Origin of the sequence: Noviluteimonas gilva (genome assembly GCF_009740395.1) — a bacterium.
GTDB classification, from domain to species: domain Bacteria; phylum Pseudomonadota; class Gammaproteobacteria; order Xanthomonadales; family Xanthomonadaceae; genus Noviluteimonas; species Noviluteimonas gilva.
In genome coordinates, this window is sequence record NZ_WOXT01000001.1 from 523,756 (window position 1) to 549,062 (window position 25,307).

The window sequence follows — 25,307 nt, forward strand, 5'->3', positions numbered from 1 at the left end:
GAGCTACGGATTGGGGCGACCTGTCCGGCCGCCGCCAACCCTGTTCACCCCGCCACGGTCGATGGCGGGTTCAAGAACTGTGCAGCCTGTCACGCTGCCGCGGCAGGATTCGTCCGGTGGAACTGCTCTTCTTCGGTCGAGCCCTTCAGTGCGACGGTCGAGCTCTGGGCGCCCTGGATGGTCTGCGTCACCGCGTCGAAGTAACCGGTGCCCACCTCACGCTGGTGTTTGACCGCCGTGAAGCCCTTGTCGGCGGCGGCGAACTCGGCCTCCTGCAACTCGACGAAGGCGCTCATCTGGCGGCGCGCATAGCCGTGCGCCAGGTTGAACATCGAATAGTTGAGCGCATGGAAGCCGGCCAGCGTGATGAATTGGAACTTGTAGCCGTAGGAGGCCAATTCCTTCTGGAATTTCGCGATGGTCGCGTCGTCCAGGTGCTGCTTCCAGTTGAACGACGGCGAGCAGTTGTAGGCGAGCAATTTGCCCGGGAACTTGGCGTGGATCGCTTCGGCGAAGGCCTTGGCGAACTTCAGGTCGGGCTTGCCGGTTTCGCACCACACAAGGTCCGCGTACGGCGCGTAGGCCAGGCCGCGCGAGACCGCCTGGTCCAGGCCCTTGCGCGTCTTGTAGAAGCCTTCGACCGTGCGCTCGCCGGTGATGAAGTCGCGGTCGTTGTCGTCGACGTCGCTGGTGACCAGGTCGGCGGCTTCGGCATCGGTGCGCGCGACGACGAGGGTGGGCACTCCGAGCACGTCACTGGCCAGGCGCGCGGCGACGAGTTTCTCGACCGCTTCGCGCGTGGGCACGAGCACCTTGCCGCCCATGTGGCCGCACTTCTTGACCGAGGCGAGCTGGTCTTCGAAATGCACCGCGGCCGCGCCGGCTTCGATCATCGCCTTCATCAGTTCGAAGGCGTTGAGCACGCCGCCGAAGCCGGCCTCTGCGTCGGCGACGATGGGCTGCAGGAAGTCGATCGCGTCATCGCCCTCGGCGTGATGCAACTGGTCGGCGCGTAGCAATGTGTTGTTGATGCGCTTGACGACCTGCGGCACGGAGTTCGCCGGATACAGCGATTGGTCGGGATACATCTCGCCGGCGAGGTTCGCATCGGCCGCGACCTGCCAGCCCGACAGATAGATCGCCTTCAGCCCGGCCTTGACCTGCTGCATCGCCTGGTTGCCGGTGAGCGCGCCCAGCGCGTTGACGAAATCTTCGGTCTGCAGGTAGCGCCACAACTTCTCGGCGCCCAGGCGCGCGAGCGAATGCTCGATGGGCACGGTGCCGCGCAGGCGCACGACATCCTCGGCGCTGTAGGGGCGTTCGATGCCGGTCCAACGCGGGTTGTTGGTCCAGTCCATGCGCAGCTGTTCGGCAGTCGGTAGCGTGTTCGTCTTCATCGTGGTGCTCCTTGTCGTGTGACCCGACGGTCAGTCGATCCGTGCGTAGGCCGGAAGGGTGAGGAAGTCTTCGAGCGTGTCTGCGTGGGTGAGGGTTTCGAGCAACTCGATCGCCTCGTTGATGCGGGCGCCGCCGGGAAGCTGCATGCGGTCGGCGAACTTGCTGGGCAGGCCGATCAGGGCGCGTTCGAGCAGCGCGAAATCGATCGGCGAGCCGTCGTCCAGGTGCAGCGGCGGGTCGCTGTGCAGCCACTGCCAGAGTTGGGAGCGGGAAATCTCGGCCGTCGCGGCGTCTTCCATCAGCCAGTGGATCGGCACGCAGCCGTTGCCGTCGAGCCAGGCGGCGAGATAGCGCACGCAGACTTCGACGTTGTTTTCGAAGCCGGCGCGGCTGATCGTGCCGAGGGATGGCTTGAGCAGCGCGTCGCGCAACTCGGCATCGGATTTCGCGCGCACGTCGTTGCGCAGCACGAATTGTTGGTGCGCGCCGAGCATCCAGGTATCGAACACGTCGCGCGCCAGCGGAATCAGCGCAGGATGCGCGACCCACGTGCCGTCGTGGCCGGCGCCGACTTCGCGCACCTTGTCGGCGCGCACGCGTTCCATCGCGCGGGCGTTGGCGGCTTCGTCGCCGGCGATCGGCACCTGCGCGGCCATGCCGCCCATCGCGTGCGCGCCGCGGCGGTGGCAGGTGTGGATGAGGAGTTCGGAGTAAATCTTGAGGAAGGGCTGCGTCATCGTGACCTGTGCGCGCTCGGGCAGGACGCGGTCGCGATGGCGGCGGAAGGTCTTCAGGTAGGAAAAGATGTAATCCCAGCGGCCGCAGTTGAGCCCGACGATGCGCGTGCGCAGTGCGTGCAGGATCTCGTCCATCTCGAACACCGCCGGCAGCGTTTCGATCAGCACCGTGACCTTCATCTGGCCTTCGGGCAGGCCGAGCGCGCATTCGATGTGCGCGAGCACGTCTTCCCACAGCGCGGCTTCTTCCATCGACTGCAACTTCGGCAGGTAGAAATACGGGCCGCGGTCCATCGCCGCGAGCGCGCGGGCGTTGTGGAAGGCGAACAGGCCGAGGTCGAAGAGCGATGCGGAGATCGGTTGACCATCGACGCGCAGGTGTTTTTCATCCAGATGCCAGCCGCGCGGGCGGACGATCAGCACCGCTTGTTCGGCCCAGGGCTTGAGCACGTAGTGCTTGCTGCCGTCCGGCGCCATCCAGTCGAGCGTGCCGGCCACCGCCTTGCCCAGCGCGCGCTGGCCGGTGAGCAGGTTGTCCCAGGTGGGCGAGGTCGAATCCTCGAAATCGGCCATGTAGCAGTTCGCGCCGGAGTTCAGCGCGTTGATGACCATCTTCGGATCGGTGGGGCCGGTGATCTCGACGCGGCGGTCGAGCAGCGCCTTCGGAAGCTCGGCCACGCGCCAGTCGCCGGAACGGAGGTGCGCGGTGTCGGTGCGGAAGTCGGGGAGCGCGCCGGCGTCGAAGGCGGCCTGGCGGACGCGGCGGGCGGCGAGGCGTTCCTGCCGCCGAGGTTCGAAGGTGCGATGCAACTGGGTGAGGAAGGCGAGCGCGGCGGGGGTGAGGAGGTGTTCCTGCCCCGCGATCGAGCGGGTCGTCGTGACCCCCGGCGAGAGGCTGTCCTGGTCCTGCAGTACTGCCGACATGGTCGAGTCCTTGCGAATGCCTGAGGAGCCGACCGTACGAGCCAGTACTGTATTGGACAAAACAGTTATCGCAATGCTATTGATAAGCCTCGCTTATATGAAGATCGCATGATGGCGAAATCGAAGCCTGATGGCCCGGATTTCGAGGCCGCCGCCCCGCGTTTTGCCTACAAGGCGGACCGGCTGAAGCCCTTGCGGGCCTTTTGCCAGACCGCGCGGCTGGGCTCCGTCTCACGCGCGGCCGAGGCACTCTACGTGTCCCAGCCGGCGATCACCCTCCAACTGCAGGCGCTCGAGCGCGAATTGGGGGTCAAGCTCTTCGATCGCGTGGGCCGCCGGCTGACCCCGAGCCGCGAAGGCCAGGTGCTCTACGAACTGGCCAAGCCCCTGGTCGAGGGCATCGACGGGCTGGATGCGGTCTTCCACGACAAGGTCCAGGGGCTCGATGCGGGCGAACTCAACGTCGCCGCAGGCTCCTCGACGATCCTCTATCTGTTGCCCGGCATCGTCGAAGCCTTCCGCCAGCGGCGGTCCGACGTGCGCCTGACGCTCCACAACGTCACCGGCGCGAGCGGCCTGGACCTGTTGCGCACCGACGCTGTCGACCTCGCCGTGGGCTCGATGCTCGAAGTCCCTGCCGACCTGCGCTACATGCCGGTCTATCGCTTCGAGCCGATGTTGATCACGCCGCTGGACCATCCGCTCGCGCACAAGACCGACCTCAAGCTCGAGGATCTCTCGCCCTACGGCCTGATCCTGCCGCCCAAGCGGCTCACGACTTATCGCCTCGTCGACCTGGTGTTCCAGCAGAACCGCGTGCCCTACACCGTCGCGCTCGAAGTCGGCGGCTGGGAAGTGATCAAGCAGTACGTCGCGATGGGTTTGGGGATCAGCATCGTCACCGCGATCTGTTTGACCGAAGCCGATCGCACGCGGCTCGCGGCGCGTTCGCTCGCGCAGTACTTCCCGTCGCGCAGTTACGGCGTGGTGGTGCGCAAGGGCAAGTTCCTGTCGCCGCAGGCGCGTGCGTTCATCGAGTTGATCCAGCCCGACGAGTTCGCCCAGGGCGGGCATTCCGAACGCTGATCAGGGCGTGCCGTGGTGCTTGCCCTGCCACGGGCGATACCAGGTGCGGATGCGCTGGATGTCGGCGTGCATGTCGTCGCTGAGTTCGAACACCGGCCCGATGCCGATGATGCGATCGGGATAGTGGAAGTACGCGGGCACGACCGGCACGCCGGCGGCCTTCGCGATTTTCCAGAATCCGGGTTTCCAGAGTTCGACCGGTTTGCGCGTGCCTTCCGGCGCGAGGCCGAACCAGAAGCGGTCGCTCGTGGTGATCAGCTGCGCGGCCTGCTCGACCACGCCGGCCGCCGCGCTGCGATCCACCGCGATGACGCCGAGCTTGCGCAGGATCGGGCCCATCGGCCACCAGAAGAGCTGGTGCTTGCCGAGGATGCGGATGTCGAGCCCGAGCGCGAGTTTCGCCGCGAAGCCCCACACGCCATCCCAGTTCGACGAATGCGGTGCGCCGATGAGCACGGCGCGCGGCAAATCCGGGAACGCGCCGACCATGCGCCAGCCGCCCATCCGCAGCAACGTTCGGCCGCACCAGCGCGCAAAGCGATTGTCCTTCACGCGCGGCAACGACGGCGGCAGCGTCAGCACGTGCCCGGGTGGGTCGAGAGGTGGTGGCGACATTCCCTTGTGTCCTGCGCTCTCAGTCGTCCCAGGTGCGGCGCGCACCACGTGAGGATTTGATCGTACTGCGCACGCGCTTTTCGTCCAGCCTGCGCAGCTTCGCGCCGTGCGATGGCTTGGTGGCGATGCGTTTCTTCGGCACGTGCAACCCGCTGGCGATGAAGGCCGCGAGCCGCTCGCGCGCGTCGTCGCGATTGCGGTCCTGCGTGCGGAAGCGCTGCGCACTGAGCACGAGCACACCCTCGCCCGTGAGCCGGCGATCGCGCTTGGCGAGCAGGCGCGCGCGCAGGGGCTCGGGCAACGAGGGCGAGTTCGCGATATCGAAACGCAACTCGACCGCGGTGGCCACCTTGTTGACGTTCTGCCCGCCTGGGCCCGACGAACGCACGAAGCGTTCGACGAGTTCCTCGTCGGGGAGTTCGAGACCGGGCGCGATTTCCAGCATGTCGGCGACTGTATCAGGCGTCGGGTGTGTCGCCGAAGAGGGCGATTGCCCGGGCGAATTCGGCATCGAACGGTGCACGCACGTCGATGCGCGCACCGGTGGCGGGATGGTCGAACGCCAGGCGACGCGCGTGCAGCAGCATGCGGTGGATGCCCAGCATGCGGAACGCGCGATTGTGTCGCCCGTCGCCGTGGCTGGTGTCGCCGATCAGATGATGCGAGACGTGCTTGAGGTGGCGACGGATCTGGCGGAAGCGGCCCGTCAGCGGATGCGCGCGCAGGAGCGCGTAGCGCGAAGTCGGGAAATGCGCGGACGGGAATTCGAGTTCGCAATGGGCGATGCGTTCGAACGCGGTGGTCGCAGGCTTCTTCAGCGGCTTGCCCGGCCCGCCGTCGAGCGGATGGTCGATGGTGAAGCGCTCCTCCGCCGGCCAACCGCGACAGACGGCGACGTAGTCCTTCTCGACATCGCGCGCCATGAGCGTCTTGCCGAGCGCGGAGGCGGTCTCGCGATCGAAGGCGAGGAGCAGGCACCCGCTGGTGGCGCGATCGAGGCGATGGACGAGGAAGATGGGTTTGCCGAATTGCTCGCGCAGGCGATCGGCCGCGAAGTCGGTTTCGCCGCGGGCCAGCGCGGAGTCGTGGACCATCAGGCCGGCGGGTTTGTCGACGACGGCGAGGAATTCGTCGACGAAGACCGTCTGCAGTTCCCCCTCCCCTGCGGAGGCAGGGGAGGGCCGGGGAGGGGTTGCGTCATCGAGCCCGTTCATCACACACCTTGAGAATTACGCCAAGCACCGCGTCGCGTTGTTGCAGCAATGCGTTGTTCCAGAACCGCAGGACACGATACCCGTTTGTCTCCATCCGACGTGTACGCAAGGCGTCGTACGCGCGTGCGTCCGCATGCTGGCTGCCATCCAACTCGACGACGACGCGTGCTTCAACGCAGGCGAAGTCGGCAATGTAGCCGGCGATCGGATACTGCCTCCTGAAACGATGACCACCGAGGCGGCGAGCGCGCAGGTGACGCCAGAGCCTGCGTTCGCAAAGCGTTGCGTTGTTGCGAAGTAGGCGGGCGTGGATCCAGATGGGCTGCATCTGAGCAGCATGGTTGCGATGCGCGATCGTTGTCTGTCGGGGAAAACTGATTTTGCGCGCTGAAGTCGACTCGACCCCTCCCCAGCCCTCCCCTGCCTTCGCAGGGGAGGGAGCACTCCCAGCCCTCCCCTGCCTTCGCAGGGGAGGGGGTACTACTTCCTGCGTGGCCAGGCCGCCAGCAATGCCCACGCGCCGCCGAGCGCGGCGATCCACACGGCCGCGGGCAGGCCCACGATGCGCGGGCCGCCGGCTTCCATGCCGTAGAGCACCGCGGCGACGACCAGCAAACCGGTACCCAGGATCGCGGAGATCGTGCGGCGTTGCGCGCCGCGGATCATCTGCGTGAGGTCGCGGATGTCCTGCGAACGCATCTGCAACGAGTGCTGGCCTTCGACCTGTTGCGTCAACCACGAGTGCAGCAAACGCGGCATCTCCGGCGCGCGCGTCACCATTTCGGGCAGGCGCTTGCGGAACTCGGCCATCAGCTGTTGCGGGCTGTAGCGCTCGACGAGGATGCGTTCGAGCACCGGGCGCGCGACGGCCCAGATGTCGATGTCCGGGTCGAGTTGGCGGCCGACGCCTTCGATGTTCAACAGCGTCTTCTGCAGCAGGATCAACTGCGGCTGCAACGTTAGTTCGTAACGCTGCGCGGTGCGGAACAGCTTGAGCAGCACTTCGGCCAGCGAGATCTCGGACAAGGGCCGCGTGAAGTACGGCTCGCACACGGCGCGCGTGGCGGCTTCGAGCTCGTCGATGCGGATGTGCGACGGCATCCAGCCGGCCTGCACGTGCAGCTCGGCGATGCGGCGATAGTCGCGGTTGAAGATCGCCATGAAGTTTTCCGCGAGGTAGTACTGATCCTCGCTGGACAGCTGGCCCATGATGCCGAAGTCGAGCGCGATGTAGCGCGGGTCGGTCTTGCGGCCTGCATCGACCCAGATGTTGCCGGCGTGCGCATCGGCGTGGAAGAAGTTGTCGCGGAAGACCTGCTGGTAGAACACGCGCACGCCTTTCGCCGCGAGCGCCTTGCGGTCGATGCCGGCGGCGTCGAGCGCGGCGATGTCGTCGCTCGGGATGCCGCGCACGCGCTCCATCGTCAGCGCGCGTTCGGCGGTGTGCGACCAGATCGGCTCGGGCACGTAGAGATCGTTCGAATCGAGCCAATTGCGTCGAAGCACCGACGCATTCGCTGCTTCGCGCTGCAGATCGAGTTCGGCCGCCAGCGTGTTTTCGATCTCCGCGACGATCTCGCGCGGGCGGATCTTGTCGGCGGACGGATGCGTTCGGTCGACGAGCGCGGCGATCGACTTCAACAGCGAGATGTCGCCGCGGATCTGCTTCTCGATATCGGGGCGCAACACCTTGACCACGACTTCGCGCGGCGGCGCATCGCCCACTGCGTGCAGCGTGGCGGCATGCACCTGCGCGATCGACGCGGAGGCCAGCGGCGTCGTGTCGAAACTCGCGAATGCGACGTCGATCGAACGCCCCAGCGATTGTTCGATCAGCACGCGCGCGGTGTTGCCATCGAACGGCGCGACGCGATCCTGCAGCAGCGTGAGTTCCTCGGCCACGTCGGGCGGCACGAGGTCGCGGCGCGTGGACAGGATCTGGCCGAACTTGACGAAGATCGGGCCGAGTTCCTGCAGCGCCAGGCGCAAACGCACGCCGCGCGATTGACACGCGATCTCGCGCGACGCACGCGGCACGAACGGACGCATCAAGCGCAGCCAGCGTTCGGCCGGCGTGTCGTCCAGCAGATCGTCGAGGCGATAGCGCAGCAGCACGCGACCGATGCGCGCGGCGCGCAGCACGGGCGTCATGCGACGCCTCCGCGGACTTTCAGGCGGCGTACGCGTGCGGAGAGACGTTCGACGTCGTCGCGCAGGTGATCGACGTCGTCGAGGAACGCATGCAGTTCGGCCTTCGCGACGACATCGCGCGATTCTTCGGTGACGTATTCGGCCGCGCTGCCGGCGACGCTCTTGCCCGCGGCCTTCGCTTCGCGCAACGCGGCGGCGACGCCCTTGGCGACCTGCACGCCGAGGATTTCGCCGAAGACCGAGACGAAGGGCTGCTGCCAATCCGGATCGAAGCGTTCGGCCATGCGTTGCAGACGGCGCGCGAGATCCGCATCGCCCGACACGCGCACGCGACCGACCGGCGGTGCGTCTTCGCGCTTGAAGAACGGCAGTTGCGAAATCAATCCGCCGATCGTGCCGCGCACGCCGAGGTCGGGTTCGCGCGCCACGTCGGCCGGGCCGACGACCAGGCGCTCGCCTTCCACGCGGACTTCCGCGGCCAGCGCGGGCGCTTCGACCGCGAGCTGGATGCGGCGGCCGTCGAGTGGCTTGAGCGCGGCGCGCGTGTCGGGATCCAGCGCGAGCGCGCGATTGAGCGCAGCCTCGAGCGCACGCCCGGCGTGTTGGCGCCAGTTGAAGCCGTCGGGGGTCGAGGCGGTCATGCCGTCGATTCTAGCGGAGGCGCGCGTGAGCTTCGGCCAGATGGCGCAGGCCATCGAGGATGGTGACCTTGGGGACGTAGCCGAAGTCGCGCGTGGCCGGGCCCATGTCGTACCAGTGCGCGGTGGCGAGCTGTTCGGCCAGGAAGCGCGTCAGCGGCGGCTCGCCGCGCAAGGGGAGCATCGACCAGGCGGTCTCGCACACGGCGCCGATCGCGTAGGCCGTGCGGAAGGACAGGTGTTTATCCACCGTGGGCGCGCCCACCGCGCGCAGCAATGCATTCACCAGCTTGGCCGCCTCCATGGGTTCGCCGTTGCTGATGAAGTACGCGCGGCCCGCGCACGCGGCGCCCGGCACGAGATGGTGGAAGGCATCGATGTGCGCCTGCGCGGCATTGTCGATGTAGGTCGTATCGATCAGGTTCTCGCCGCTGCCGACGATGCGCAGCCTGCCGGCGCGCGCGCGATCGGCCAGGCGCGGAACGAGTTGGTTGTCGCCCGGGCCCCAGATCAGGCGCGGGCGCAATGCGACGGTCGCGAGGTTCGCGTCGTTGGCCGCGAGCACTTCCTGCTCGGCGATCGTCTTCGTCGTCGCGTAGGCGGCCTTGAACCCGGAACCGTAAGGCACGGTGTCGGCGGTACCGCCTTCGACCGGATGCGTTGCGCGATGCGTGACGCTCGGCGTCGAGGTGTACACCAGGCGTGCGATGCCGTGCGTGCGGCAGGCATCGAGCACGTTGCGCGTGCCGAGCACGTTCGCGCGGAAGTAGTCGTCGTACGGGCCCCACGCGCCGGCCTTCGCCGCATTGTGGAAGATCGCGCCGACGCCCTGCGCGGCGTTGACCATCGCATCGCGGTCCGCGAGATCGCCCTGCACCTGGTGCACGCCCAGCGCATCGAGCGCCGGATAGAGCCCGCGATTGAAGCTGACGACGTCGAACCCGCGCTCGACGAGGTTGCGGCACAGCGCCTGCCCGAGGAATCCACCACCGCCGGTGACCAGGACTTTCATGCGCGTCCCTTCAGTTTGTTCGCCGCCCACACGGCCAGCTTCTCACGCCCGATCTTGGCGTTGTGGCGGATGTCGACGGGGAAGCCGGGGTGCGGCAGGAAGTGCTGGATTTTCGCGGTGTGGACGTGGCCTTCGGCGATGTGGCGGAGTTCGTGCGCGACATCGGCGCCGTCGCTGCCGGCGGCAAGCTCATAGCAGAGTACCGGCGTTTGCGCGCCCTTCGTTCCGATGCCGACCAACGCCGTGCGCTTGACGCTCGGATGCAGGTTGAAGATCGGTTCGACCTGTTCGGTGCAGAGCGTCGCCGTGTCGTCGATCACCACGCGCTGCGTCTTGCGCCCGCAGAACCACAGGCGCCCCTCCCCATCGATCCAACCCAGGTCGCCCATGCGATGCACGATGCGTTCACCGCTCGCGGTGACCTCGCGGATCTTCGAAAGCTTCGTCGCGGCGTCGCGCCGGAAATACGTGTCGGTCGCCGTCGGACCGGCGACGGTGATCTCGCCAACCTGTCCCGGCTTCACGAGCAACGCATCGGACCAGTGTTCGATCGCGTCGTCGTCGATCTGGATGATGCGAACTTCGTTCGGCGGCACCGGGCGGCCGACGCAAGTGCCTGCGCCGTGCTCGGTCGCTTCGCGCGTGGCCTGCAATTCGCGGCCTTCGATCACGCTGACGGGCAGGCATTCGGTGGCGCCGTAGGGCGTCCAGAGTTGCGCATCGTCGGGCAACAGTTCGCGCATGCGCGCGACGACATCCGGCGGCACCGGCGCACCGGCGGACAACACGCGCTTCACCGTCGGCAGATGCGCGCCGTGTCTTGCAAGCACTGCGACCAGCGCAGGCGAACCGAACAACTGCGTCACGCCGAAGCGTTCGATCGCCTGCAGCAAGCGCCGCGGATCCGCTTTCGCCGGTCGCGTGGGATCCATGTCGGGAATGATCGACGTGACACCGAGCGCGGGATCGAACAACGCGAACGGCGGGAATGTCGGCAGATCGACACCGCCGGCTTCCAGCCCGAACGCATCGCGCAACATGCCGACCTGCGCGACGAAATGGCGATGGCGATACACCACGCCCTTCGGCACGCCGGTCGAGCCGCTGGTGAAGAGGATCGCGGCGACGTCGTCGGGTTGCGTGTCGGCGAGTTGCGGGCCAGCGTTGGCGCCGTCGCGCTCGATGTCGGCGAGCGTCGCGTCCGACAGGATCGCGCGGCGACCGGTGGTGATGCGGATATAGGCGCTCGGCGCCCAGCGCAGCAACACGCGCGCGAAATTCGCGAGCGGAATGCCGATGAACGCATCGGGTGCGGCTTCGTCCAGGCACTGCTTCAGCGCGCGCTTGTCGATGCCCGGATCCACCAGCACCGGCACCGCGCCCGCCTTGAACAGCGCGAACATCAGCAGGAAAAACTCGGGCGTCGGCCGCACCATCACCACCGTGCGAGTGCCGCGCACGATGCCGCGACGCGCCAGGCCCGCGGCGATCGCATCGCTGCGGCGGTCGAGGTCGGCGTAGGTGATCGCGATGTCGTAACGGCCGTCGCGGCCCGGGCAACGCATCGCCACCTGCTCCCCACGCTCGCGTGCGAGCGCAGGCAGCGATGCGGCGATGTTGCAGGTGGCGCTCACGTCAGCGGATGACGATCCAGGAACGTGCGGATGGCCGGCACGAGGACTTCATGTTTGTCCTCGAGCACGTAATGGTTGGCGTCGTCGAAGGCTTGCACTTCCGCATTCGGCCACGCGCGCGTGAACGTATCCAGGCAGTGCTTGTCGAACACGAAGTCGCGCAGGCCCCAGCCGATGAACGCGGGACGATTGGCGAAGGCCTGCAGCGCGCGGCCGCCGGCGGAGACGAGCTCCCATGCCGGATCGCCTTCGCGCAGCGGGATGTCCTGCACGAAGCGCAGGGTCGCGATGCGGTTGTCCCAGGTGTCGTACGGCGCGACGTAGGCGCGGCGCACGTCGGCCGGCATGCGGCGTTCGACGCCGACATACGACGCGATGCCCGAGAACGCGTTGAAACCTCGGATCGCGAACGCACCGAGTTTCGAATCGCGCCCGAGCGACAACTGCCACGGCATCGGCTTGGCGTCGGGCAGCGTGAACGTCGCGGTGTTGAGCACCACCCAGCGCTTCACGCGCAGCGAGTGGCGCATCGCCCAACCCATGCCGATCATGCCGCCCCAATCGTGGACGGCGAGCGTCACCGGGCCATCGATGCCGAGCGACGTGAGCAATGTTTCGAGGTCATCGACGCGCGATTGCAGCGTGTAGCGATACGCCGCGTCGTCGGGCTTGTCCGACAGGCCCATGCCGACGTGGTCGGGCACGATGCAGCGATAGCGATCGCGCAGGCCGAGCACGAGATGGCGCCAGTAGTAACTCCACGACGGATTGCCGTGGAGCATGACCACCACTTCGCCGTCGCGCGGGCCTTCGTCGAGATACGACAGCGCGATGCCGTCGCGGATGGAGATCCGCTTCGGCGTGAACGGGTAGTCGGGGAACGGCTTGCCGTCCCGCTTCACCAGACGACTTCTGCCATGGAGCAGTTCAGGCCCGAGCCGATGCCGAGCAGCGCGATGCGGCTGCCCTTCTTCAGGCGGCCCATCTCGCGCAGCTTGGACAGCACGATCGGCACCGAAGCCGGACCGATGTTGCCGTGCTCGTTGAAGATGGTCAGCACCTTCTTCGGGTTGATGCCGAAGGCCTTCACGAAGGCCGCCGTGTGCACCTGGCTGACCTGGTGGATGACGAACTCGTCCATCTCGTCGGCGACCCAACCCAGCGCGATCTTCGCCGCGGCCCACGTCTTCTGCGCGAGCTTGAGGCCTTCGATCAGCAGCATGCGGGTGTCGGTGACCATGCGGTCGAGGTTGCCGCGGCACAGCTTGTTCCACTCGGTGGCCGCCCGCGTGACGCCGCCCTTGTAGCGCGGCGCGCCCGGGACGAGTTCGGCGCGCGCGAGCACCATCGCGGCGGCGCCGGAGCCCAGCGTCAGCGTCGCGACTTCATTCTTGAATTCTTCTGCGGTCGTTTCGGCGCGCAACAGGCGCTCGACGGTCCGCTCGTACGCAAGGTCGGCGGTCTCGCCGTCGACGACGAGCGCGTAGTCGATCTCGCCGCGTTCGATCATGCGGCTGGCGATGTCCATGCCGTTGAGGAACGCAAGGCACGCATTGGCCACGTCGAAGTTCTGGCACATGTCGGACAGGCCGAGGTTGCCGCTGACGATCGAAGCGGTCGACGGCTCCAGGAAATCGCGGCTCACCGACGTGTTGACGAGCAGGCCGACCTTGTTCGGGTCGATGCCGGCGTCGGCAAGCGCCTTCACCGCGGCGAGCGTCGCCGCGTCGGAAGCCAGCATGCCTTCATCCCACAAGCGGCGCGCATGGATGCCCGCGACGTCCTTCAACACGTCGGTCTTGATGCCGAGGCGATCGAGCGTGGGCTTGAGGCGGGCGTTGATTTCGTCCGAGCTCAATCGGCGCGGGGCGTCGACGTGGGCGAGGCCGGCGATGGCGACGTGTTGGAACAACATGGGCGATGCCTTGCAGGTTCGGAAGCGGGGCTTTGGTGCGAGTGCTCCGCGTACGGCAGCGTACTGCTGGTTCGCGGAGCCCGTCAGGATACCGGCTTCACCGCCGCTGCACACGGTTCGGGGCTGTCCCCGGGCCGCGATGGACCCGAGGATTCATGAAGTTGAGCGGTTCAGCCGGTTTGGGACGGGGCGGGAACGGCTGTTACTTACCTGCTTTTACTTGCATTTCCAGGCCGCGTAACGCTGGCTGCCGTCGGCGGGCGGGCCGAGCGCCTGGACCGTGTCCGCGCCCAATCCGGGCGCTTCGTTGCGGGCCAGCGTCTCCAACTCGTCCTGCACGCGCAGGGCATTGCGGTCGTAGAAGGCGACGCTGTCCTTCACGGACACCTCGACCTCGCCCCGCTTCTCGCACCCGGCGGGCACGCCCTGCACCACGGTCACCGCGCTCGCGCCCGGTGCCATGTGGACCCACGTGCACGCCGGAAGCGTGCACACCAGGGCGAGCGCCACGATCTTGAGGCGCATCACTTCTTCGCCGCCGGGGCCGTGGCCGCGCCGCCGACCGGCTTGCCGTCGGCATCGACCACCGACACTGCGCCGATGTTCAGCGCGCGCACCGGCTGCTCGATCTTCGACAGATCGCCGACGACGACATAGGTCAGCGCATTCGGATCGATCGCCTTGGCCGCCTGCGCGACCTGCGCGGCGTCGAGGCCTTCGACTTCCTTCATGCGCTGCACGACGTAATCGTCCGGGCGGTCGTAACGCACGATGCCGCCGATGGTCGACATCACCGCGCCGGCGGTTTCGTACGAACCGGGCATGCCGCGGATCTCGGTGTTCTGGATGCGCGTGACTTCCTCGGGCTTCGGCGGTGCCTTGCCGTCGGCGTACTCGGTGATTTCACGGCGCAGCTCGGCGAGCGATTCGGCCGTCTTGTCGATCTGCACCGGCGCGAACGCCATCCACGGGCGCTGGCCCAGCGCGTTCGACGCCATGCTGTACGCGCCGTAGGCCCAGTGCTTGTCTTCGCGCAGGTTCATGTTGAGGCGCGAAGAGAACTCGCCACCCAGCACGCTGTTGGCGAAATCGACCTTCACCGCACCGGCATCCTTGCTCGACGGAATTACCTGACCGACGTAGAGATTGGCCTGCACCGCACCCGGCTGGTCGATCAGGAACACGCGCGGCTGCTTCGGCAGCGCGACGGGCGTCGGCGCGGCGAGCTTCGGCGCGCTGCCTTCGACCTTCCAGTCGCCGAACTTCTTTTCCAGCATCGGCGTGATTTCGGCGAGCGTGGTGTCGCCGACGATCACGAGCGTCGCGTTGTCCGGACGCACCCAAGCCTTGTGGAAGTCGACCAGGTCATCGCGCGTGAGCGAACCGATCGAGGCTTCGGTGCCCGTGCCGCTGAAAGGAATCGCGTACGGATGATGGTCGCCGTACAACAACGGCGGCAACACGCGCATCGCGGCGCCCTGCGGCTTGGCCTTCTCCTGCTTGATGCCCGCGATCCACGTCGCCTTGACCCGATCGATTTCCTTCTGGTCGTAACGCGGATTGCGCAGCATCGTGGCGAACAGGTCGAGCGAGGGATCCAGCTTTTCCTTCAGCGCCGACAGATACGCCGTCGCGCCATCGAGCGACGCCGACGCACCGAGGTTGGCGCCCAGCGCTTCGGCGCGGTTGCCGAACGCGAGCGCGTCCATGTCGCCGGCGCCTTCGTCGAGCATGCCCATCGCGAAGCCCGAGGTGCCGAGCTTCTTGCCCTGGTCGGAGGCATAGCCGCCGCCGAACATGTAGCTCATCTGCACGACCGGAATGTCGTGGCGTTCGGCGAGGATCACCTTGGTGCCGTTGCTCAAGGTCGCGCGCTGCAGCGCCGGGAACTTGAGCGACGGGAAGTCGTCGGTGACCGGCACGCCCTTGCTGCGATCGACCGTGCTGGCGGTGGTCTTGTACTTCGGATCGGCCTTCGGCAATTCGAACGGCGCCGGCGTTCCGGCCGGATCTTCCGGCAGATCCTTGCGCGTGCCCGGCTGCACGACCAGCACGTGGTCGCCCTGCGCGAGCCATTCCTTGCCGGCCTTCTGGATGTCGGCGACCGACGCGGTCTCGATGGTCTTCAGGCTCTCGCGGAAGCAACCGGGGTTGTTGGTGTAGATCGCGCACTCGGCGAGCGCGTCGGCCTTGCCGCCGAAGCCGCCGATGCGTTCGATGCCGCGCACGAAGCCGGCCTTGAACACGGTGCGGGCCTGTTCGAGTTCCGCCGCCGTCGGGCCTTGCGCGATCAGGCGCTTGAGTTCTTCATCGATCGCGGCCTCGACCTTCGCTTCGTCCACGCCCTGCTTCACGTCGGCCTGGATGAGGAAGTTCGAACCCAGCTGCGAGGCGTCGACGTAGGCCGACACGCTGTCGACGGTCTTGTCGTCGAACAGCAAACGCTTGTCCAGGCGCGAAGACTTGCTGCCGCCGAGCACCTGCGCGAGCAACTGCAAACGCTCGACGTCGGGCGCACCGTACTGCGCGACATTCCACACGCGATAGATGCGCGTCTGCGGCACCTTGTCTTCCATCGTCGCGCGCGTGGTCTGCGTGCGCCTGGCCGGATCGACCTTCGGCTGCGCCATCGTCGGGCTGGCCGGGATGTCGCCGAAGAATTCCATGGCCTTCTGCTTCGCCGTGGCCACGTCGATGTCGCCGGCGAGCACGAGCACGGCGTTGTTCGGGCCGTACCAGGTGCGGAACCAGTTCTTGACGTCCTCGAGCTTGGCGGCGTCCAGATCGTTCATCGAACCGATCGTGGTGTGGTGGTACGGGTGGCCGGCCGGATACATCGTCTTCTGCAGCACTTCCCACACCTGGCCGTAGGGCTGGTTCTGGCCCTGGCGCTTTTCGTTCTGCACCACGCCGCGCTGTTCGTCGAGCGTGGCCTGGTCGATCGCGCCGAGCAGGTGGCCCATGCGGTCGGATTCCATCCACAGCGCGGTGTCGAGCGCGGTGGTGGGGACGTTCTCGAAGTAATTCGTGCGGTCGGTGTTCGTCGTGCCGTTGAGGTCGGTGGCGCCGACGGTTTCCAGCGGCGGGAAGAAGTCGCCCTTGTGGTTCTCCGAACCGTTGAACATCAGGTGTTCGAACAGGTGCGCGAAGCCGCTGCGACCCGAGGGTTCGTCCTTGCTGCCGACGTGGTACCAGAGATTGACCGCGACGATCGGCGCCTTTCGGTCGGTGTGCACGACCACGCGCAGGCCGTTGGGCAGCGTGAAGGTCTCGTACGGAATGTCGACGGTGGACGCGGCGGGCGTCTTCGCCTGCACGGGCGCGGGCGCGAAGGCCGCGCCGCCGAGGGCGACGGACAGTGCGAGCGCGAGGGCGCCGGTGGCGAAGGGACGGGTCGGGGTCATGCGGAAGAGGCTCCTGGTCGCAAGGCGATCTGTACGACCTTCGATCCTAGCCCGCCCCCGGCGCCGATACACTAGGTCGGACGGCACACCCGACAAGGACGCGCATGGCCACGCCAGCCCACAGCCTCGTCACCGGCGCCAATCGCGGCCTCGGCCTCGCATTGGTGCGCGGGTTGCTCGCGCGCGGCGACCGCGTCGTCGCCACCGCGCGCCATCCGGGCAAGGCCACCGCCCTGAACACGCTGACCGGTGAATATCCGGGGCGCCTGCATGTCTTGCCGCTCGATGTCGCATCGGACAAATCGCGCGGGGAACTCGCGCGCGAGTTGCCGCTGGTGCTCGACGACGCGAAATTGGGCCTGATGATCAACAACGCCGGCGTGCTCCACAGCGGAGAACGCTGGGGGAAATTGAGCGCGGAGGTGGTCGAGGACAGCCTGCGCATCAATGCGATCGGGCCGCTGCTCCTCGTGCAGTCGCTGGAGCATTTGCTGGAAGACGGCGCGACGGTGGCGAACATCTCGACACAGATGGCGTCGCTGAGTGCGCGCAACGAGTTCCGTTCGCCGAGCTATTCGATGAGCAAAGTCGCCCAGAACATGGCGACGGTGCAGCTCGCCCTCGCGCTGAAACCGCGCGGGATCAAGGTCGTTGCCCTCAGTCCGGGGTGGGTCCGTACCGACATGGGCGGCGCGGGCGGCGAAATCGCACCCGAGGAATCGGCCGCGGGGTTGTTGGAGACGATTGGCGCGTTGAAGGACGCCGACAGCGGCCGTTTCCTCGATTGGCGCGGACAGCCGATGGCCTGGTGAGGGCGCGGACGTCCGCGGACACTCCCTACGCCGCAGGCAATTCTTTTCGAATCAACACGTTAACCATTGGCATATCTCGTGCATCCAAAGGGATATCCGGGCAATGACGTCCGACGATTCGAAAGGAGTTCGCCATGTCCCTCCACACCCAGATCAAGCGCGGCTTGCTCGCCCTCCCCGTCGCCGCCCTGCTGATCCTGTTCGGTGCGATCGCGCCGGCCGGTGCCGCCGCGCCGTCGGAGGATTGCCTGGCCGCCGCGGCCGCCGCCGCTGCCGAGGAAGCGCCGGTCGAGCGTCGCGTCGATTTCCATTCGATGCTGCCGGGTGCGTTGCACGTGCTGCGCAAGGTCGAGATCCCGACTGTTAATGGGTAAAGCAGGCAAGGGTTGATCCGTCGCACAATGTGCGGATGTTCGATGTCGTCCTTTTCCAACCCGAGATCCCGCCGAACACCGGCAACGTGATCCGCCTGTGCGCCAACACCGGCGCACGCCTGCATCTGATTCGCCCGCTCGGCTTCACGCTCGAAGATGCACAACTGCGCCGCGCGGGCCTCGACTATCACGAATACGCCAAGCTCCAGGTCCATGACTCTCTGGACGATGCATTGGCGGCGATCGCGCCCAAACGCCTGTTCGCACTGAGCACGCGCGGCCGCACGCGATTCGACACACCGCACTACGGCGAAGGCGATGCCTTCCTGTTCGGCCCCGAGACGCGCGGTTTGCCCGACGACGTGCTCGCGCAGGTGCCGGAAGCGCAACGCCTGCGCCTGCCGATGCGGCCCGACAATCGCAGCCTGAATCTTTCGAACGCCGTCGCGGTCGTGGTTTTCGAAGCGTGGCGCCAGCACGGATTCGCCGGCGGCGGCTAACCCGACAGCGCTTCGAGGAATTTGTGGCGCCACAAGGTGATGTCGTAACGGCGCAAGCGCTTGAGCAACGCGTTCCAGCGTTCCTTGCGTTCAGTTGCCGGCATCGCATGTGCTTGCGCGAGTGCATCGGCCACGCCGTCGAGGTCGTACGGATTCACGATCAGCGCTTCCTTCATCTCCGCCGCAGCGCCCGCGAACCGGGACAACACCAGCACGCCCGGCGTTTCCGGATCCTGCGAGGCGACGAACTCTTTCGCGACGAGGTTCATGCCGTCGCGCAGCGGTGTCACCAATCCGATGTCGGCGCTGCGATAGAAGCCCGTCAACACACCGTGCGAGAAGTCGCGATTGACGTAGCGCAACGGCGTCCAGTCCGGCGATGCGTGGCGGCCATTGATGTGCCCGGCGAGACCTTCCAGTTCGCGGCGCAGCGCCTGGTATTCCGGCACTTCGCTGCGCGAGACCGGTGCGAGCTGCAGATACGTGATCTGGCCGTGGAGGTCGGGGTAGCGATCGAGGAAGTGCTCGAACGCGCGGAAACGATCGGGCAACCCCTTGGAGTAATCGAGACGATCCACGCCGATGGTCAGCACGCGCGCGCCCAGGCTTTCGCGCAAACGCTGCACCGAGGCGCGCGTGCTCGCGGCCTTCGCCTGTCGCGCGATGTGTTCGGTGTCGATGCTGATCGGGAACACGGCCGCGCGGAACTCGCGCCCATCCGCGGTGCGCATGCGCCCATCCGAGAACGCCTTGCCGCCGATGTACAGGCGCACGTAGCTCTGGAAGCGATCCAGGTCGCGCTCGGTCTGGAAGCCGACGAGATCGTAGGAGGCGAGCGAGCTGAACAACACTTCGTGGTTCGGCAGCGCCGCGAGCAGATCCGATGAAGGCATCGGCACGTGCAGGAAGAAGCCGATGCGATTGCCGACACCCAGTTCGCGCAAGCGCTGCGCAAGCGGAATCATGTGGTAATCGTGCACCCAGACGATGTCGTCCTCGCGCAATTGCGCGGCGAGCTTTTCGGCGAACAAGGCATTGACGCGCCGATACCCATCCTGCGTGTCGCGCCGGTAGTCGACGAGATCCAGGCGGAAGTGCAGCAACGGCCAGAGCGTGCGGTTCGCGAAGCCGTTGTAGTAGTGGTCGAAGTCCTCGACCGACAAATCCATCGTGCAATAAGTCGTATTGCCGTTCTCGGTCGTGTGCAAGGTGCCGGACGCATCCTTCGTCCGCTTGCCGCTCCACCCGAACCACATGCCGCCGTGTTCCTTGAGCGCCGCGCGCATCGCCACGGCCAGTCCGCCCGCGCGATGCTCGTTCGGCATCGCCACGCGGTTGGACACGATGACGAGGCGACTCATCGTCGGCCCTTCATTACGTCGCCTCCTGCCAGGGGCGCGACAAGCGCATCGCGGCGCTGATCAGCCCGACGTGCGAATACGTCTGCGGGAAGTTGCCCCACGCTTCGCCATCCTCGAAGCCGAGGTCTTCCGACAACAAGCCCAGTGGGTTGCGCCGCGCGAGCACGCTCTCGAACAGCGAGCGCGCTTCGTCCGTGCGACCGATCGCCGCGAGCGCCTCGACGTACCAGAACGTGCAGATCGTGAAGCTGGTTTCCGGCGCGCCGAAATCGTCGGGCGCGATGTAGCGATACAACCCGTGGCCGCGCCGCAATCCCTTGCCGATGGCTTCGACCGTCGCGACGTAACGCGGATCGCTCGCTTCGATGAAGCCGGTATCGGCGAGCAACAGCAAGCTCGCATCCAGGCGATCACCACCGAATGCATCGGCGAAGTGACCCGCCTCTTCGTTCCAGGCCTTCTCGATGATCGTCGCGTGGATGCGATCCGCGCGCCCGCGCCAATGTTCGACGCGATCGCCGAGACCGAAGCGTGCGGCGATCTTCGCGAGGCGGTCGCACGCGGCCCAACACATGACCGACGAGTACGTGTGGACCGACGTGCGGCCGCGGAACTCCCACAAACCGGCATCGGGCTGGTCGTGCATCAACCACGCCTGTTCGCCGAGCGGTTCGAGGCGTGCGAAGGTCGACGCATCGCCCGGTTGTTGCAGGCGCTGGTCGAAGAACAACTGCGTCGAGGCAAGCATGACGCTGCCGTACACATCGTGCTGCACCTGTTTCCACGCCAGGTTGCCCACGCGCACCGGGCCCATGCCGCGATAGCCTTCGAGCCCTTCGGCTTCGTCTTCGTGCAGCGCCGCTTCGAAACCGATGCCGTACACCGGCTGCAGGTCGGCGCGCTCGCCCGTGACGAGGTTGAAGATGTAGCGGATGTACTCCTCCATCGTCGCCGTCGCGCCCAGGCGATTGAGCGCGCGCACGACGAAGGCCGCATCGCGCAGCCAGCAATAGCGGTAATCCCAGTTGCGCTGCGTGTGCGGCGCTTCGGGGATCGACGTGGTCATCGCCGCGATGATTGCGCCGGTGTCTTCGTACTGGCAAAGCTTCAACGTGATCGCGCTGCGGATCACCGCGTCCTGCCATTCGAGCGGGATGGAGAGATATCGCGTCCACTCGCGCCAATAGATCGTCGTGCGTTCCTCGGCGTCGCGGATGAAGGCGCCGATCGGTTGCGTCAGCGTTTCGTCGGGGCCAAGGACGAAGTGCAATTCGCGATCGAGCACGAAGGGGAGTTCGTCGCGCAGCAAACGCAGCGACAGGTCGGTGGTCAAACGCAGCACATGACCCGGCAACAGCCAGCGCATGTGGTTGCTGCCCCACGTGCGCTCGGGTTCGCGCGCGCCCCACTCGGCGAGCGGCTGCAGCTTGATGCGGATGCGTGGCGCGCCGGCGAGCGGACGCACGCGCCGATACAAACCGACCGGTCGATAGAGACGGTTGTAATGTCGCCAGCGCGGCGCGAAGTCGGTGATTTCCACCACGCCGCCGCTCCTGTCGCGCAGGATCGTGCGCAGGATCGCGGTGTTGGGAATGTAGTGTTGTTCGCTGTCGGCGAAGTTCTCGATCTCGATGCCCCACATGCCGCCGTCGCGCTTGGGCGAAAGCAGCGCGCAGAACGCGGGGTCGCCATCGAATGCGGGAAGACAACACCAAACCACCGTGCCGCTCGCATCGAGCAGCGCGCCGAAGGTGCCATTGCCGATGACGCCGAGGTCCAGGTTCGCCGGTCGGATCATGCGTGCACTCCATCATGGGCGGTGGCGCGCGCGAGCCAGGCGCGCACCGCGGCGGGATCGGGAAGGCGCCAACGCGCGGCGCTCGGGGCGCGATCGCCGACGAGCACGCTCAATCCCTGGTAGGCGTTGACGATCGAGAACGCATGCTCGTCGGTGAGATCGTCGCCGACGAACACCGGCGTGCGATCGCGGAACGGCGCTTGCGCCATGAAGCCTTCGACCGCCGTGCCCTTGTCGGGCGAGGATGCGCCGCCGGGGCGCAGTTCGAGCACCATGTCGCCGCCCTGCACGCGATAGTCGGGCAACACGCGCAAGGCCGCTGCGGCGAATGCACGGAACGCGTCGCGCGCATCGGGCGCGGCGCGCCAATGCAGCGCGAGGTTGGGGCCCTTGCGTTCGACGATCGCGCCGGGGTAGTTGATCGCGACGTGTTGCGCTTCTGCGTAGATGCCGATGAGCGATTCCGGCGCGACGGGCGGAAACGTGCGGCGTCCATCGGGTTCGCGTCGTTCCAGCCCGTGCATGCCGGCCGCGGGAATCGCGCGCAAGTCGCCGAACACGTCGTCGATCGCATCCAGCGAGCGACCGCTCACGAGCGCGAGCGCGCCGCCCAGCATCTCCGACAAGCGAACGATGTCGCGTTGCAAATGCGCAGGCACGATCACTTGCGAAGGATGCGGCGCGAAGTCCAGCAAGCATCCATCGACATCGAGGAACAAGGCCCAGTCGGGCGCGGGCGACGGCGGCAAGGGAAGCACGCCGTCGCGTTGGGGCGCATCACGCGATTCCATCCCGCTCATTCTCCCGATTTGCCGTGAGGCTCGGGTGGACGTGGGGTGATCGCGTGATGTCACGCGTCCTGTTCGTCGCCCACGTCGCCGATGTCGCGATCGGAGATGTCGACGCGATCGGAGCTCGAAAAACCGCTGCCCTGCTGATCGAAACCGGAACGCACCGCTTCCCCGGGCTTGCCGAACGCAGCGACGGATTCGCCGATCGTGATGCGATTGTGGACATCCTTCACGCCGGCGATGTTCCAGGCGATCTCTTCGGCATCGTGCTTCATCGGCCGCTCGGGAACCCATCCGTTGAGCGTGACGACACCGTCGGTCACCGCGGCGATGACCGCGGTCGCGTTGATCGTGTCTGCGCCGGTGAGGCGTTCGTGCAGCAATTCACCGATGCGCTCGTCGCTGCGCCAATTCTGTGTCGGGCCGACGCCGCGATAGCTGACGGCCCCATCGGCGACGGGTGCGAAATCGCGATTGGTCACCGACGGCAGTCCATCGTAGAGCTCGCGGTCGCGACGATCGATGCGCACATCCTCGTCGCGCGGACGATGCGCCATGCGCGGATCGCGATGTTCGATGGCGTGGCGTTGTGGGGGTGGATCGCCCTGGTGGTCGCGCGGCATGACTCGCTCCTTGTGCTTCATGAACGTGATGAAGCTAGCGCGGCGTTGGGCTGCGCGGCGTGATGGATGATTCATGCCGGTTCGACGCATCGGTCGATAACGTCGAAGCCTTCCTCGACGACAGGTGCGACATGGCCGAGCAGAAAACCGGCAAGGGCGCCGGCGAAGCGACCGCACGCAAGCATCGTGCCGCCCAGGCCGAGCAGGACGCGAAGGATGCCAAGCAATCCAAGGCAGCCAAGCCGGCGAAGAAGCCGACGCAAGCCGGCCTTCGAAAGCAACCGACGCAACTGCCCGCGCAGCACATCGCCAAGCCCGGCAACGAGCATGACTTGCAACTCGAGCCGCGCTTCCTCGCACCGGATTACGTCGGCAGCAACAAGCTGGACGGCATGTCGGCGATCGTGACCGGCGGCGACTCGGGCATCGGACGCTCCGTCGCGGTGCTGTTCGCACGCGAAGGCGCGGACGTGGCGATCGTGTATCTGTCCGAACACGAGGATGCGCGACTGACGAAGGAATGCGTCGAACGCGAAGGCCGCAAATGCCTCTTGATTCCCGGCGACGTGAAGTCCGTGCGCTTCTGCGAACAAGCGGTGGAGAAGACCCTGAAGGCCTTCGGCAAGCTCGACGTGCTGGTCAACAACGCAGCCTTCCAGCTGCACAGCGAGCGCATCGAAGACATCAGCGAAGAGCGCTTCCAGGAAACGCTGCAGACCAACATCGGCGGTTACTTCCACATGGCGCGCGCGGCGTTGCCGCACATGGAAGAAGGCGGGTCGATCATCAACTGCGGTTCGGAAACGGCGCTGTTCGGCAGCAAGCAATTGCTCGATTACTCGGCGACCAAGGGCGCGATCCATGCGTTCACCAAATCGCTCGCGGCGAACCTGCTGGATCGCGGCATTCGCGTGAACGCGGTGGCGCCCGGACCGGTGTGGACGCCGTTGAATCCCGCTGACGCGCCCGCGGAGAAAGTCGCGGAGTTCGGCAAGAAGAGCGACATGGGGCGGCCTGCGCAACCCGAGGAGATCTCGCCGGCGTTCGTGTTCCTCGCATCGCCCGTGACGGCGTCCTACGTGAACGGCGTGATTCTCCCGGTGATGGGTGGGCCGCGCGGTTAGCGACCGTTGCGCGAGCCTGAATGCGACGCACACGCGCGTAAACGCTTGCACGCACGCCTCGTATACGGTCGCGTCGCTAACGTAGGCCCTCGGTCGCCGCTGTCGTGCGGCCCTTGGGAATGCAACTTGAAAATCGCGCAGATCGCCCCGCTCTATGAAGCGGTTCCGCCGAAACTGTACGGCGGCACGGAACGGGTGGTGGCCTGGCTCACCGATGCTTTGGTGGATGCCGGCCACGAAGTCACGTTGTTCGCTTCGGCCGAAGCACAGACGCGCGCCGACTTGGTGTCGGTGCGCGACCAGGCGATCCGCCTGGATCCGGCCGATCTCAAATCCGACCTCGCAGCGCACATGAGCATGTTGCACGACGTGCGGCAGCGCATGGATGAGTTCGACGTGCTGCACTTCCACGTCGACATGATCCAGTTCCCGTTCTTCGCCGATTGCGCGTCGCACACGCTGACGACGCTGCATGGCCGTCTGGATCTGAAGGATCTGCCGGGCGCCTATCGCCGCTGGCATCAGTTCCCGCTCGCGTCGATCTCCAACGATCAGCGCCGCCCGCTGCGCAACGCGAACTGGATAGGCACGGTCCACCACGGTCTTCCGGCGACGTTGTTGCCATTCAATGCCAATCCGCGCGGCGACTATCTCGCCTTCCTCGGCCGCATTTCGCCGGAGAAGCGGGTGGATCGCGCGATCGCCATCGCACGGCGCGTGGGGATGCCGCTGAAGATCGCTGCGAAGATCGACGGCCAGGACAAGGCGTATTACGAGCGCGAGATCGCACCGTTGCTGGAAGGCGCGTCCGATGTCAGCTTCGTCGGCGAGATCGGCGATGCGCAGAAGCCCGAGTTCCTCGGCAACGCGGCCGCGTTGTTGTTCCCGATCGATTGGCCCGAGCCTTTCGGCATCGTGATGATCGAAGCGATGGCGTGCGGCACGCCGGTGGTTGCGTGGCGTTGTGGTTCGGTGCCCGAGGTGATCGACGAAGGACAGACCGGGCGCATCGTCGACAACGAGGACGACGCGGTCGCCGCGACGCGCGAAGTGATGCGCTACGACCGCGCCGCGGTGCGTGCGGTCTTCGAGCGCCGCTTCACCTCGGAAGTCATGGCGGAGCGCTACGTGCGGCTCTATTCGCAACTCGTGCGAGGCCGGTCGCAGGACCTCGGCCTGCGCATGGCCTGATCGCG

Annotated in this window: 22 protein-coding genes and 2 pseudogenes; 6 read left to right on the plus strand and 18 right to left on the minus strand. The window is 66.5% G+C overall.

Translation table 11 applies throughout. The features are described from left to right. Positions 1-89: 89 nt before the first annotated feature. Complete coding sequence (gene aceA, locus GN331_RS02425) at positions 90-1,397, minus strand: isocitrate lyase (protein WP_156639990.1); 1,308 nt, start codon at positions 1,395-1,397, stop codon at positions 90-92. Between the two features lie 30 nt (positions 1,398-1,427). Continuing rightward, positions 1,428-3,059 carry a malate synthase A gene (gene aceB / locus GN331_RS02430; RefSeq protein ID WP_156639992.1) on the minus strand — a complete coding sequence of 544 codons (1,632 nt, stop codon included), beginning with the start codon at positions 3,057-3,059 and terminating at the stop codon, positions 1,428-1,430. A 111-nt stretch (positions 3,060-3,170) separates the two neighbouring features. Between aceB and GN331_RS02435 the strand changes: the two genes are divergently transcribed. Continuing rightward, positions 3,171-4,145, plus strand: a complete 975-nt coding sequence (locus GN331_RS02435; RefSeq protein WP_156641196.1) for a LysR family transcriptional regulator — start codon at positions 3,171-3,173, stop codon at positions 4,143-4,145. Here GN331_RS02435 and GN331_RS02440 read toward each other — a convergent pair whose 3' ends face one another. The 12 genes and pseudogenes from GN331_RS02440 to GN331_RS02495 all read right to left on the minus strand — a co-directional run bounded on the left by GN331_RS02440 (position 4,146) and on the right by GN331_RS02495 (position 16,728). Continuing rightward, positions 4,146-4,760 carry a lysophospholipid acyltransferase family protein gene (locus tag GN331_RS02440; RefSeq protein ID WP_156639994.1) on the minus strand — a complete coding sequence of 205 codons (615 nt, stop codon included), beginning with the start codon at positions 4,758-4,760 and terminating at the stop codon, positions 4,146-4,148. Positions 4,761-4,779: 19 nt separating this feature from the next. After that, the gene (gene arfB, locus GN331_RS02445; protein ID WP_156639996.1) at positions 4,780-5,205 is read right to left on the minus strand and encodes an alternative ribosome rescue aminoacyl-tRNA hydrolase ArfB; all 426 of its coding nucleotides are present in this window, start codon (positions 5,203-5,205) and stop codon (positions 4,780-4,782) included. Positions 5,206-5,218: 13 nt separating this feature from the next. Beyond that, positions 5,219-6,024, minus strand: a pseudogene (locus GN331_RS02450) (pseudouridine synthase). An 11-nt stretch (positions 6,025-6,035) separates the two neighbouring features. After that, positions 6,036-6,302 (minus strand): annotated as a pseudogene (locus GN331_RS02455) (DUF559 domain-containing protein); the annotation flags it as partial. Between the two features lie 152 nt (positions 6,303-6,454). Then, the gene (gene ubiB / locus GN331_RS02460; protein ID WP_156640001.1) at positions 6,455-8,125 is read right to left on the minus strand and encodes a ubiquinone biosynthesis regulatory protein kinase UbiB; all 1,671 of its coding nucleotides are present in this window, start codon (positions 8,123-8,125) and stop codon (positions 6,455-6,457) included. Next, complete coding sequence (locus GN331_RS02465) at positions 8,122-8,766, minus strand: ubiquinone biosynthesis accessory factor UbiJ (protein WP_156640004.1); 645 nt, start codon at positions 8,764-8,766, stop codon at positions 8,122-8,124. The genes ubiB and GN331_RS02465 overlap by 4 nt, the downstream gene beginning before the upstream one ends. Before the next feature lie 10 nt (positions 8,767-8,776). Then, complete coding sequence (oleD, locus tag GN331_RS02470; RefSeq protein WP_156640006.1) at positions 8,777-9,775, minus strand: 2-alkyl-3-oxoalkanoate reductase; 999 nt, start codon at positions 9,773-9,775, stop codon at positions 8,777-8,779. Continuing rightward, entirely contained in the window at positions 9,772-11,409 is a 1,638-nt protein-coding gene (gene oleC / locus GN331_RS02475) for an olefin beta-lactone synthetase (RefSeq protein WP_331713336.1), read from the minus strand. The genes oleD and oleC overlap by 4 nt, the downstream gene beginning before the upstream one ends. Further along, a complete protein-coding gene (locus tag GN331_RS02480; RefSeq protein ID WP_331713337.1) occupies positions 11,406-12,311 on the minus strand; it encodes an alpha/beta fold hydrolase in 906 nt (301 codons plus the stop codon). The genes oleC and GN331_RS02480 overlap by 4 nt, the downstream gene beginning before the upstream one ends. Next, complete coding sequence (locus tag GN331_RS02485; RefSeq protein WP_156640008.1) at positions 12,308-13,324, minus strand: 3-oxoacyl-ACP synthase III; 1,017 nt, start codon at positions 13,322-13,324, stop codon at positions 12,308-12,310. Before GN331_RS02485 ends, GN331_RS02480 begins: the two co-directional genes overlap by 4 nt. A 216-nt stretch (positions 13,325-13,540) precedes the next feature. Beyond that, positions 13,541-13,849 (minus strand): DUF4156 domain-containing protein, encoded by a 309-nt coding sequence (locus GN331_RS02490; protein WP_156640010.1) that lies wholly within the window; start codon positions 13,847-13,849, stop codon positions 13,541-13,543. Continuing rightward, on the minus strand, positions 13,849-16,728 hold the full coding sequence (locus GN331_RS02495; RefSeq protein WP_156640012.1) for a M16 family metallopeptidase: 2,880 nt from the start codon (positions 16,726-16,728) through the stop codon (positions 13,849-13,851). The genes GN331_RS02490 and GN331_RS02495 overlap by 1 nt, the downstream gene beginning before the upstream one ends. Positions 16,729-16,832: 104 nt before the next feature. Here GN331_RS02495 and GN331_RS02500 point away from each other — a divergent pair, with 104 nt between their 5' ends. The 3 genes from GN331_RS02500 to trmL all read left to right on the plus strand — a co-directional run bounded on the left by GN331_RS02500 (position 16,833) and on the right by trmL (position 18,414). Further along, positions 16,833-17,540 carry an SDR family oxidoreductase gene (locus tag GN331_RS02500; protein WP_156640014.1) on the plus strand — a complete coding sequence of 236 codons (708 nt, stop codon included), beginning with the start codon at positions 16,833-16,835 and terminating at the stop codon, positions 17,538-17,540. A gap of 134 nt (positions 17,541-17,674) precedes the next feature. Beyond that, positions 17,675-17,914, plus strand: a complete 240-nt coding sequence (locus GN331_RS02505; RefSeq protein ID WP_156640016.1) for a hypothetical protein — start codon at positions 17,675-17,677, stop codon at positions 17,912-17,914. A gap of 35 nt (positions 17,915-17,949) precedes the next feature. Continuing rightward, on the plus strand, positions 17,950-18,414 hold the full coding sequence (gene trmL, locus GN331_RS02510; protein ID WP_156640019.1) for a tRNA (uridine(34)/cytosine(34)/5-carboxymethylaminomethyluridine(34)-2'-O)-methyltransferase TrmL: 465 nt from the start codon (positions 17,950-17,952) through the stop codon (positions 18,412-18,414). On the opposite strand, the gene otsA is transcribed toward trmL, so the two are convergent. The 4 genes from otsA to GN331_RS02530 are packed head-to-tail and all read right to left on the minus strand — an operon-like array spanning position 18,411 to position 22,987. After that, on the minus strand, positions 18,411-19,775 hold the full coding sequence (otsA, locus tag GN331_RS02515) for an alpha,alpha-trehalose-phosphate synthase (UDP-forming) (protein WP_156640021.1): 1,365 nt from the start codon (positions 19,773-19,775) through the stop codon (positions 18,411-18,413). The two genes, trmL and otsA, sit on opposite strands and share 4 nt — an antisense overlap. A 13-nt stretch (positions 19,776-19,788) precedes the next feature. Continuing rightward, positions 19,789-21,570 carry a glycoside hydrolase family 15 protein gene (locus tag GN331_RS02520; RefSeq protein ID WP_425489271.1) on the minus strand — a complete coding sequence of 594 codons (1,782 nt, stop codon included), beginning with the start codon at positions 21,568-21,570 and terminating at the stop codon, positions 19,789-19,791. Then, positions 21,570-22,364, minus strand: coding sequence for a trehalose-phosphatase (gene otsB / locus GN331_RS02525; protein ID WP_156640025.1), 795 nt, complete (start codon positions 22,362-22,364; stop codon positions 21,570-21,572). The genes GN331_RS02520 and otsB overlap by 1 nt, the downstream gene beginning before the upstream one ends. A 59-nt stretch (positions 22,365-22,423) precedes the next feature. Then, positions 22,424-22,987 (minus strand): BON domain-containing protein, encoded by a 564-nt coding sequence (locus tag GN331_RS02530; protein ID WP_197426974.1) that lies wholly within the window; start codon positions 22,985-22,987, stop codon positions 22,424-22,426. A gap of 62 nt (positions 22,988-23,049) precedes the next feature. On the opposite strand from GN331_RS02530, the gene GN331_RS02535 reads away from it, so the two are divergent. Both GN331_RS02535 and GN331_RS02540 read left to right on the plus strand, forming a co-directional pair. Further along, positions 23,050-24,111, plus strand: coding sequence for an SDR family oxidoreductase (locus GN331_RS02535; protein ID WP_197426975.1), 1,062 nt, complete (start codon positions 23,050-23,052; stop codon positions 24,109-24,111). Between the two features lie 126 nt (positions 24,112-24,237). Beyond that, positions 24,238-25,302: a glycosyltransferase family 4 protein gene (locus GN331_RS02540; RefSeq protein WP_156640031.1), complete on the plus strand. Its 1,065-nt coding sequence runs from the start codon at positions 24,238-24,240 to the stop codon at positions 25,300-25,302. Positions 25,303-25,307 lie beyond the last annotated feature (5 nt).

What these genes read in the sequence shown, in the direction of transcription:
- aceA (WP_156639990.1), bottom strand. Translation starts at nt 1,397, where the DNA reads ATGAAGACGAACACGCTACCGACTGCCGAACAGCTGCGCATGGACTGG.
- aceB (WP_156639992.1), bottom strand. Translation starts at nt 3,059, where the DNA reads ATGTCGGCAGTACTGCAGGACCAGGACAGCCTCTCGCCGGGGGTCACG.
- GN331_RS02435 (WP_156641196.1), top strand. Translation starts at nt 3,171, where the DNA reads ATGGCGAAATCGAAGCCTGATGGCCCGGATTTCGAGGCCGCCGCCCCG.
- GN331_RS02440 (WP_156639994.1), bottom strand. Translation starts at nt 4,760, where the DNA reads ATGTCGCCACCACCTCTCGACCCACCCGGGCACGTGCTGACGCTGCCG.
- arfB (WP_156639996.1), bottom strand. Translation starts at nt 5,205, where the DNA reads ATGCTGGAAATCGCGCCCGGTCTCGAACTCCCCGACGAGGAACTCGTC.
- ubiB (WP_156640001.1), bottom strand. Translation starts at nt 8,125, where the DNA reads ATGACGCCCGTGCTGCGCGCCGCGCGCATCGGTCGCGTGCTGCTGCGC.
- GN331_RS02465 (WP_156640004.1), bottom strand. Translation starts at nt 8,766, where the DNA reads ATGACCGCCTCGACCCCCGACGGCTTCAACTGGCGCCAACACGCCGGG.
- oleD (WP_156640006.1), bottom strand. Translation starts at nt 9,775, where the DNA reads ATGAAAGTCCTGGTCACCGGCGGTGGTGGATTCCTCGGGCAGGCGCTG.
- GN331_RS02485 (WP_156640008.1), bottom strand. Translation starts at nt 13,324, where the DNA reads ATGTTGTTCCAACACGTCGCCATCGCCGGCCTCGCCCACGTCGACGCC.
- GN331_RS02490 (WP_156640010.1), bottom strand. Translation starts at nt 13,849, where the DNA reads ATGCGCCTCAAGATCGTGGCGCTCGCCCTGGTGTGCACGCTTCCGGCG.
- GN331_RS02495 (WP_156640012.1), bottom strand. Translation starts at nt 16,728, where the DNA reads ATGACCCCGACCCGTCCCTTCGCCACCGGCGCCCTCGCGCTCGCACTG.
- GN331_RS02500 (WP_156640014.1), top strand. Translation starts at nt 16,833, where the DNA reads ATGGCCACGCCAGCCCACAGCCTCGTCACCGGCGCCAATCGCGGCCTC.
- GN331_RS02505 (WP_156640016.1), top strand. Translation starts at nt 17,675, where the DNA reads ATGTCCCTCCACACCCAGATCAAGCGCGGCTTGCTCGCCCTCCCCGTC.
- trmL (WP_156640019.1), top strand. Translation starts at nt 17,950, where the DNA reads ATGTTCGATGTCGTCCTTTTCCAACCCGAGATCCCGCCGAACACCGGC.
- otsA (WP_156640021.1), bottom strand. Translation starts at nt 19,775, where the DNA reads ATGAGTCGCCTCGTCATCGTGTCCAACCGCGTGGCGATGCCGAACGAG.
- otsB (WP_156640025.1), bottom strand. Translation starts at nt 22,364, where the DNA reads ATGGAATCGCGTGATGCGCCCCAACGCGACGGCGTGCTTCCCTTGCCG.
- GN331_RS02530 (WP_197426974.1), bottom strand. Translation starts at nt 22,987, where the DNA reads ATGCCGCGCGACCACCAGGGCGATCCACCCCCACAACGCCACGCCATC.
- GN331_RS02535 (WP_197426975.1), top strand. Translation starts at nt 23,050, where the DNA reads ATGGATGATTCATGCCGGTTCGACGCATCGGTCGATAACGTCGAAGCC.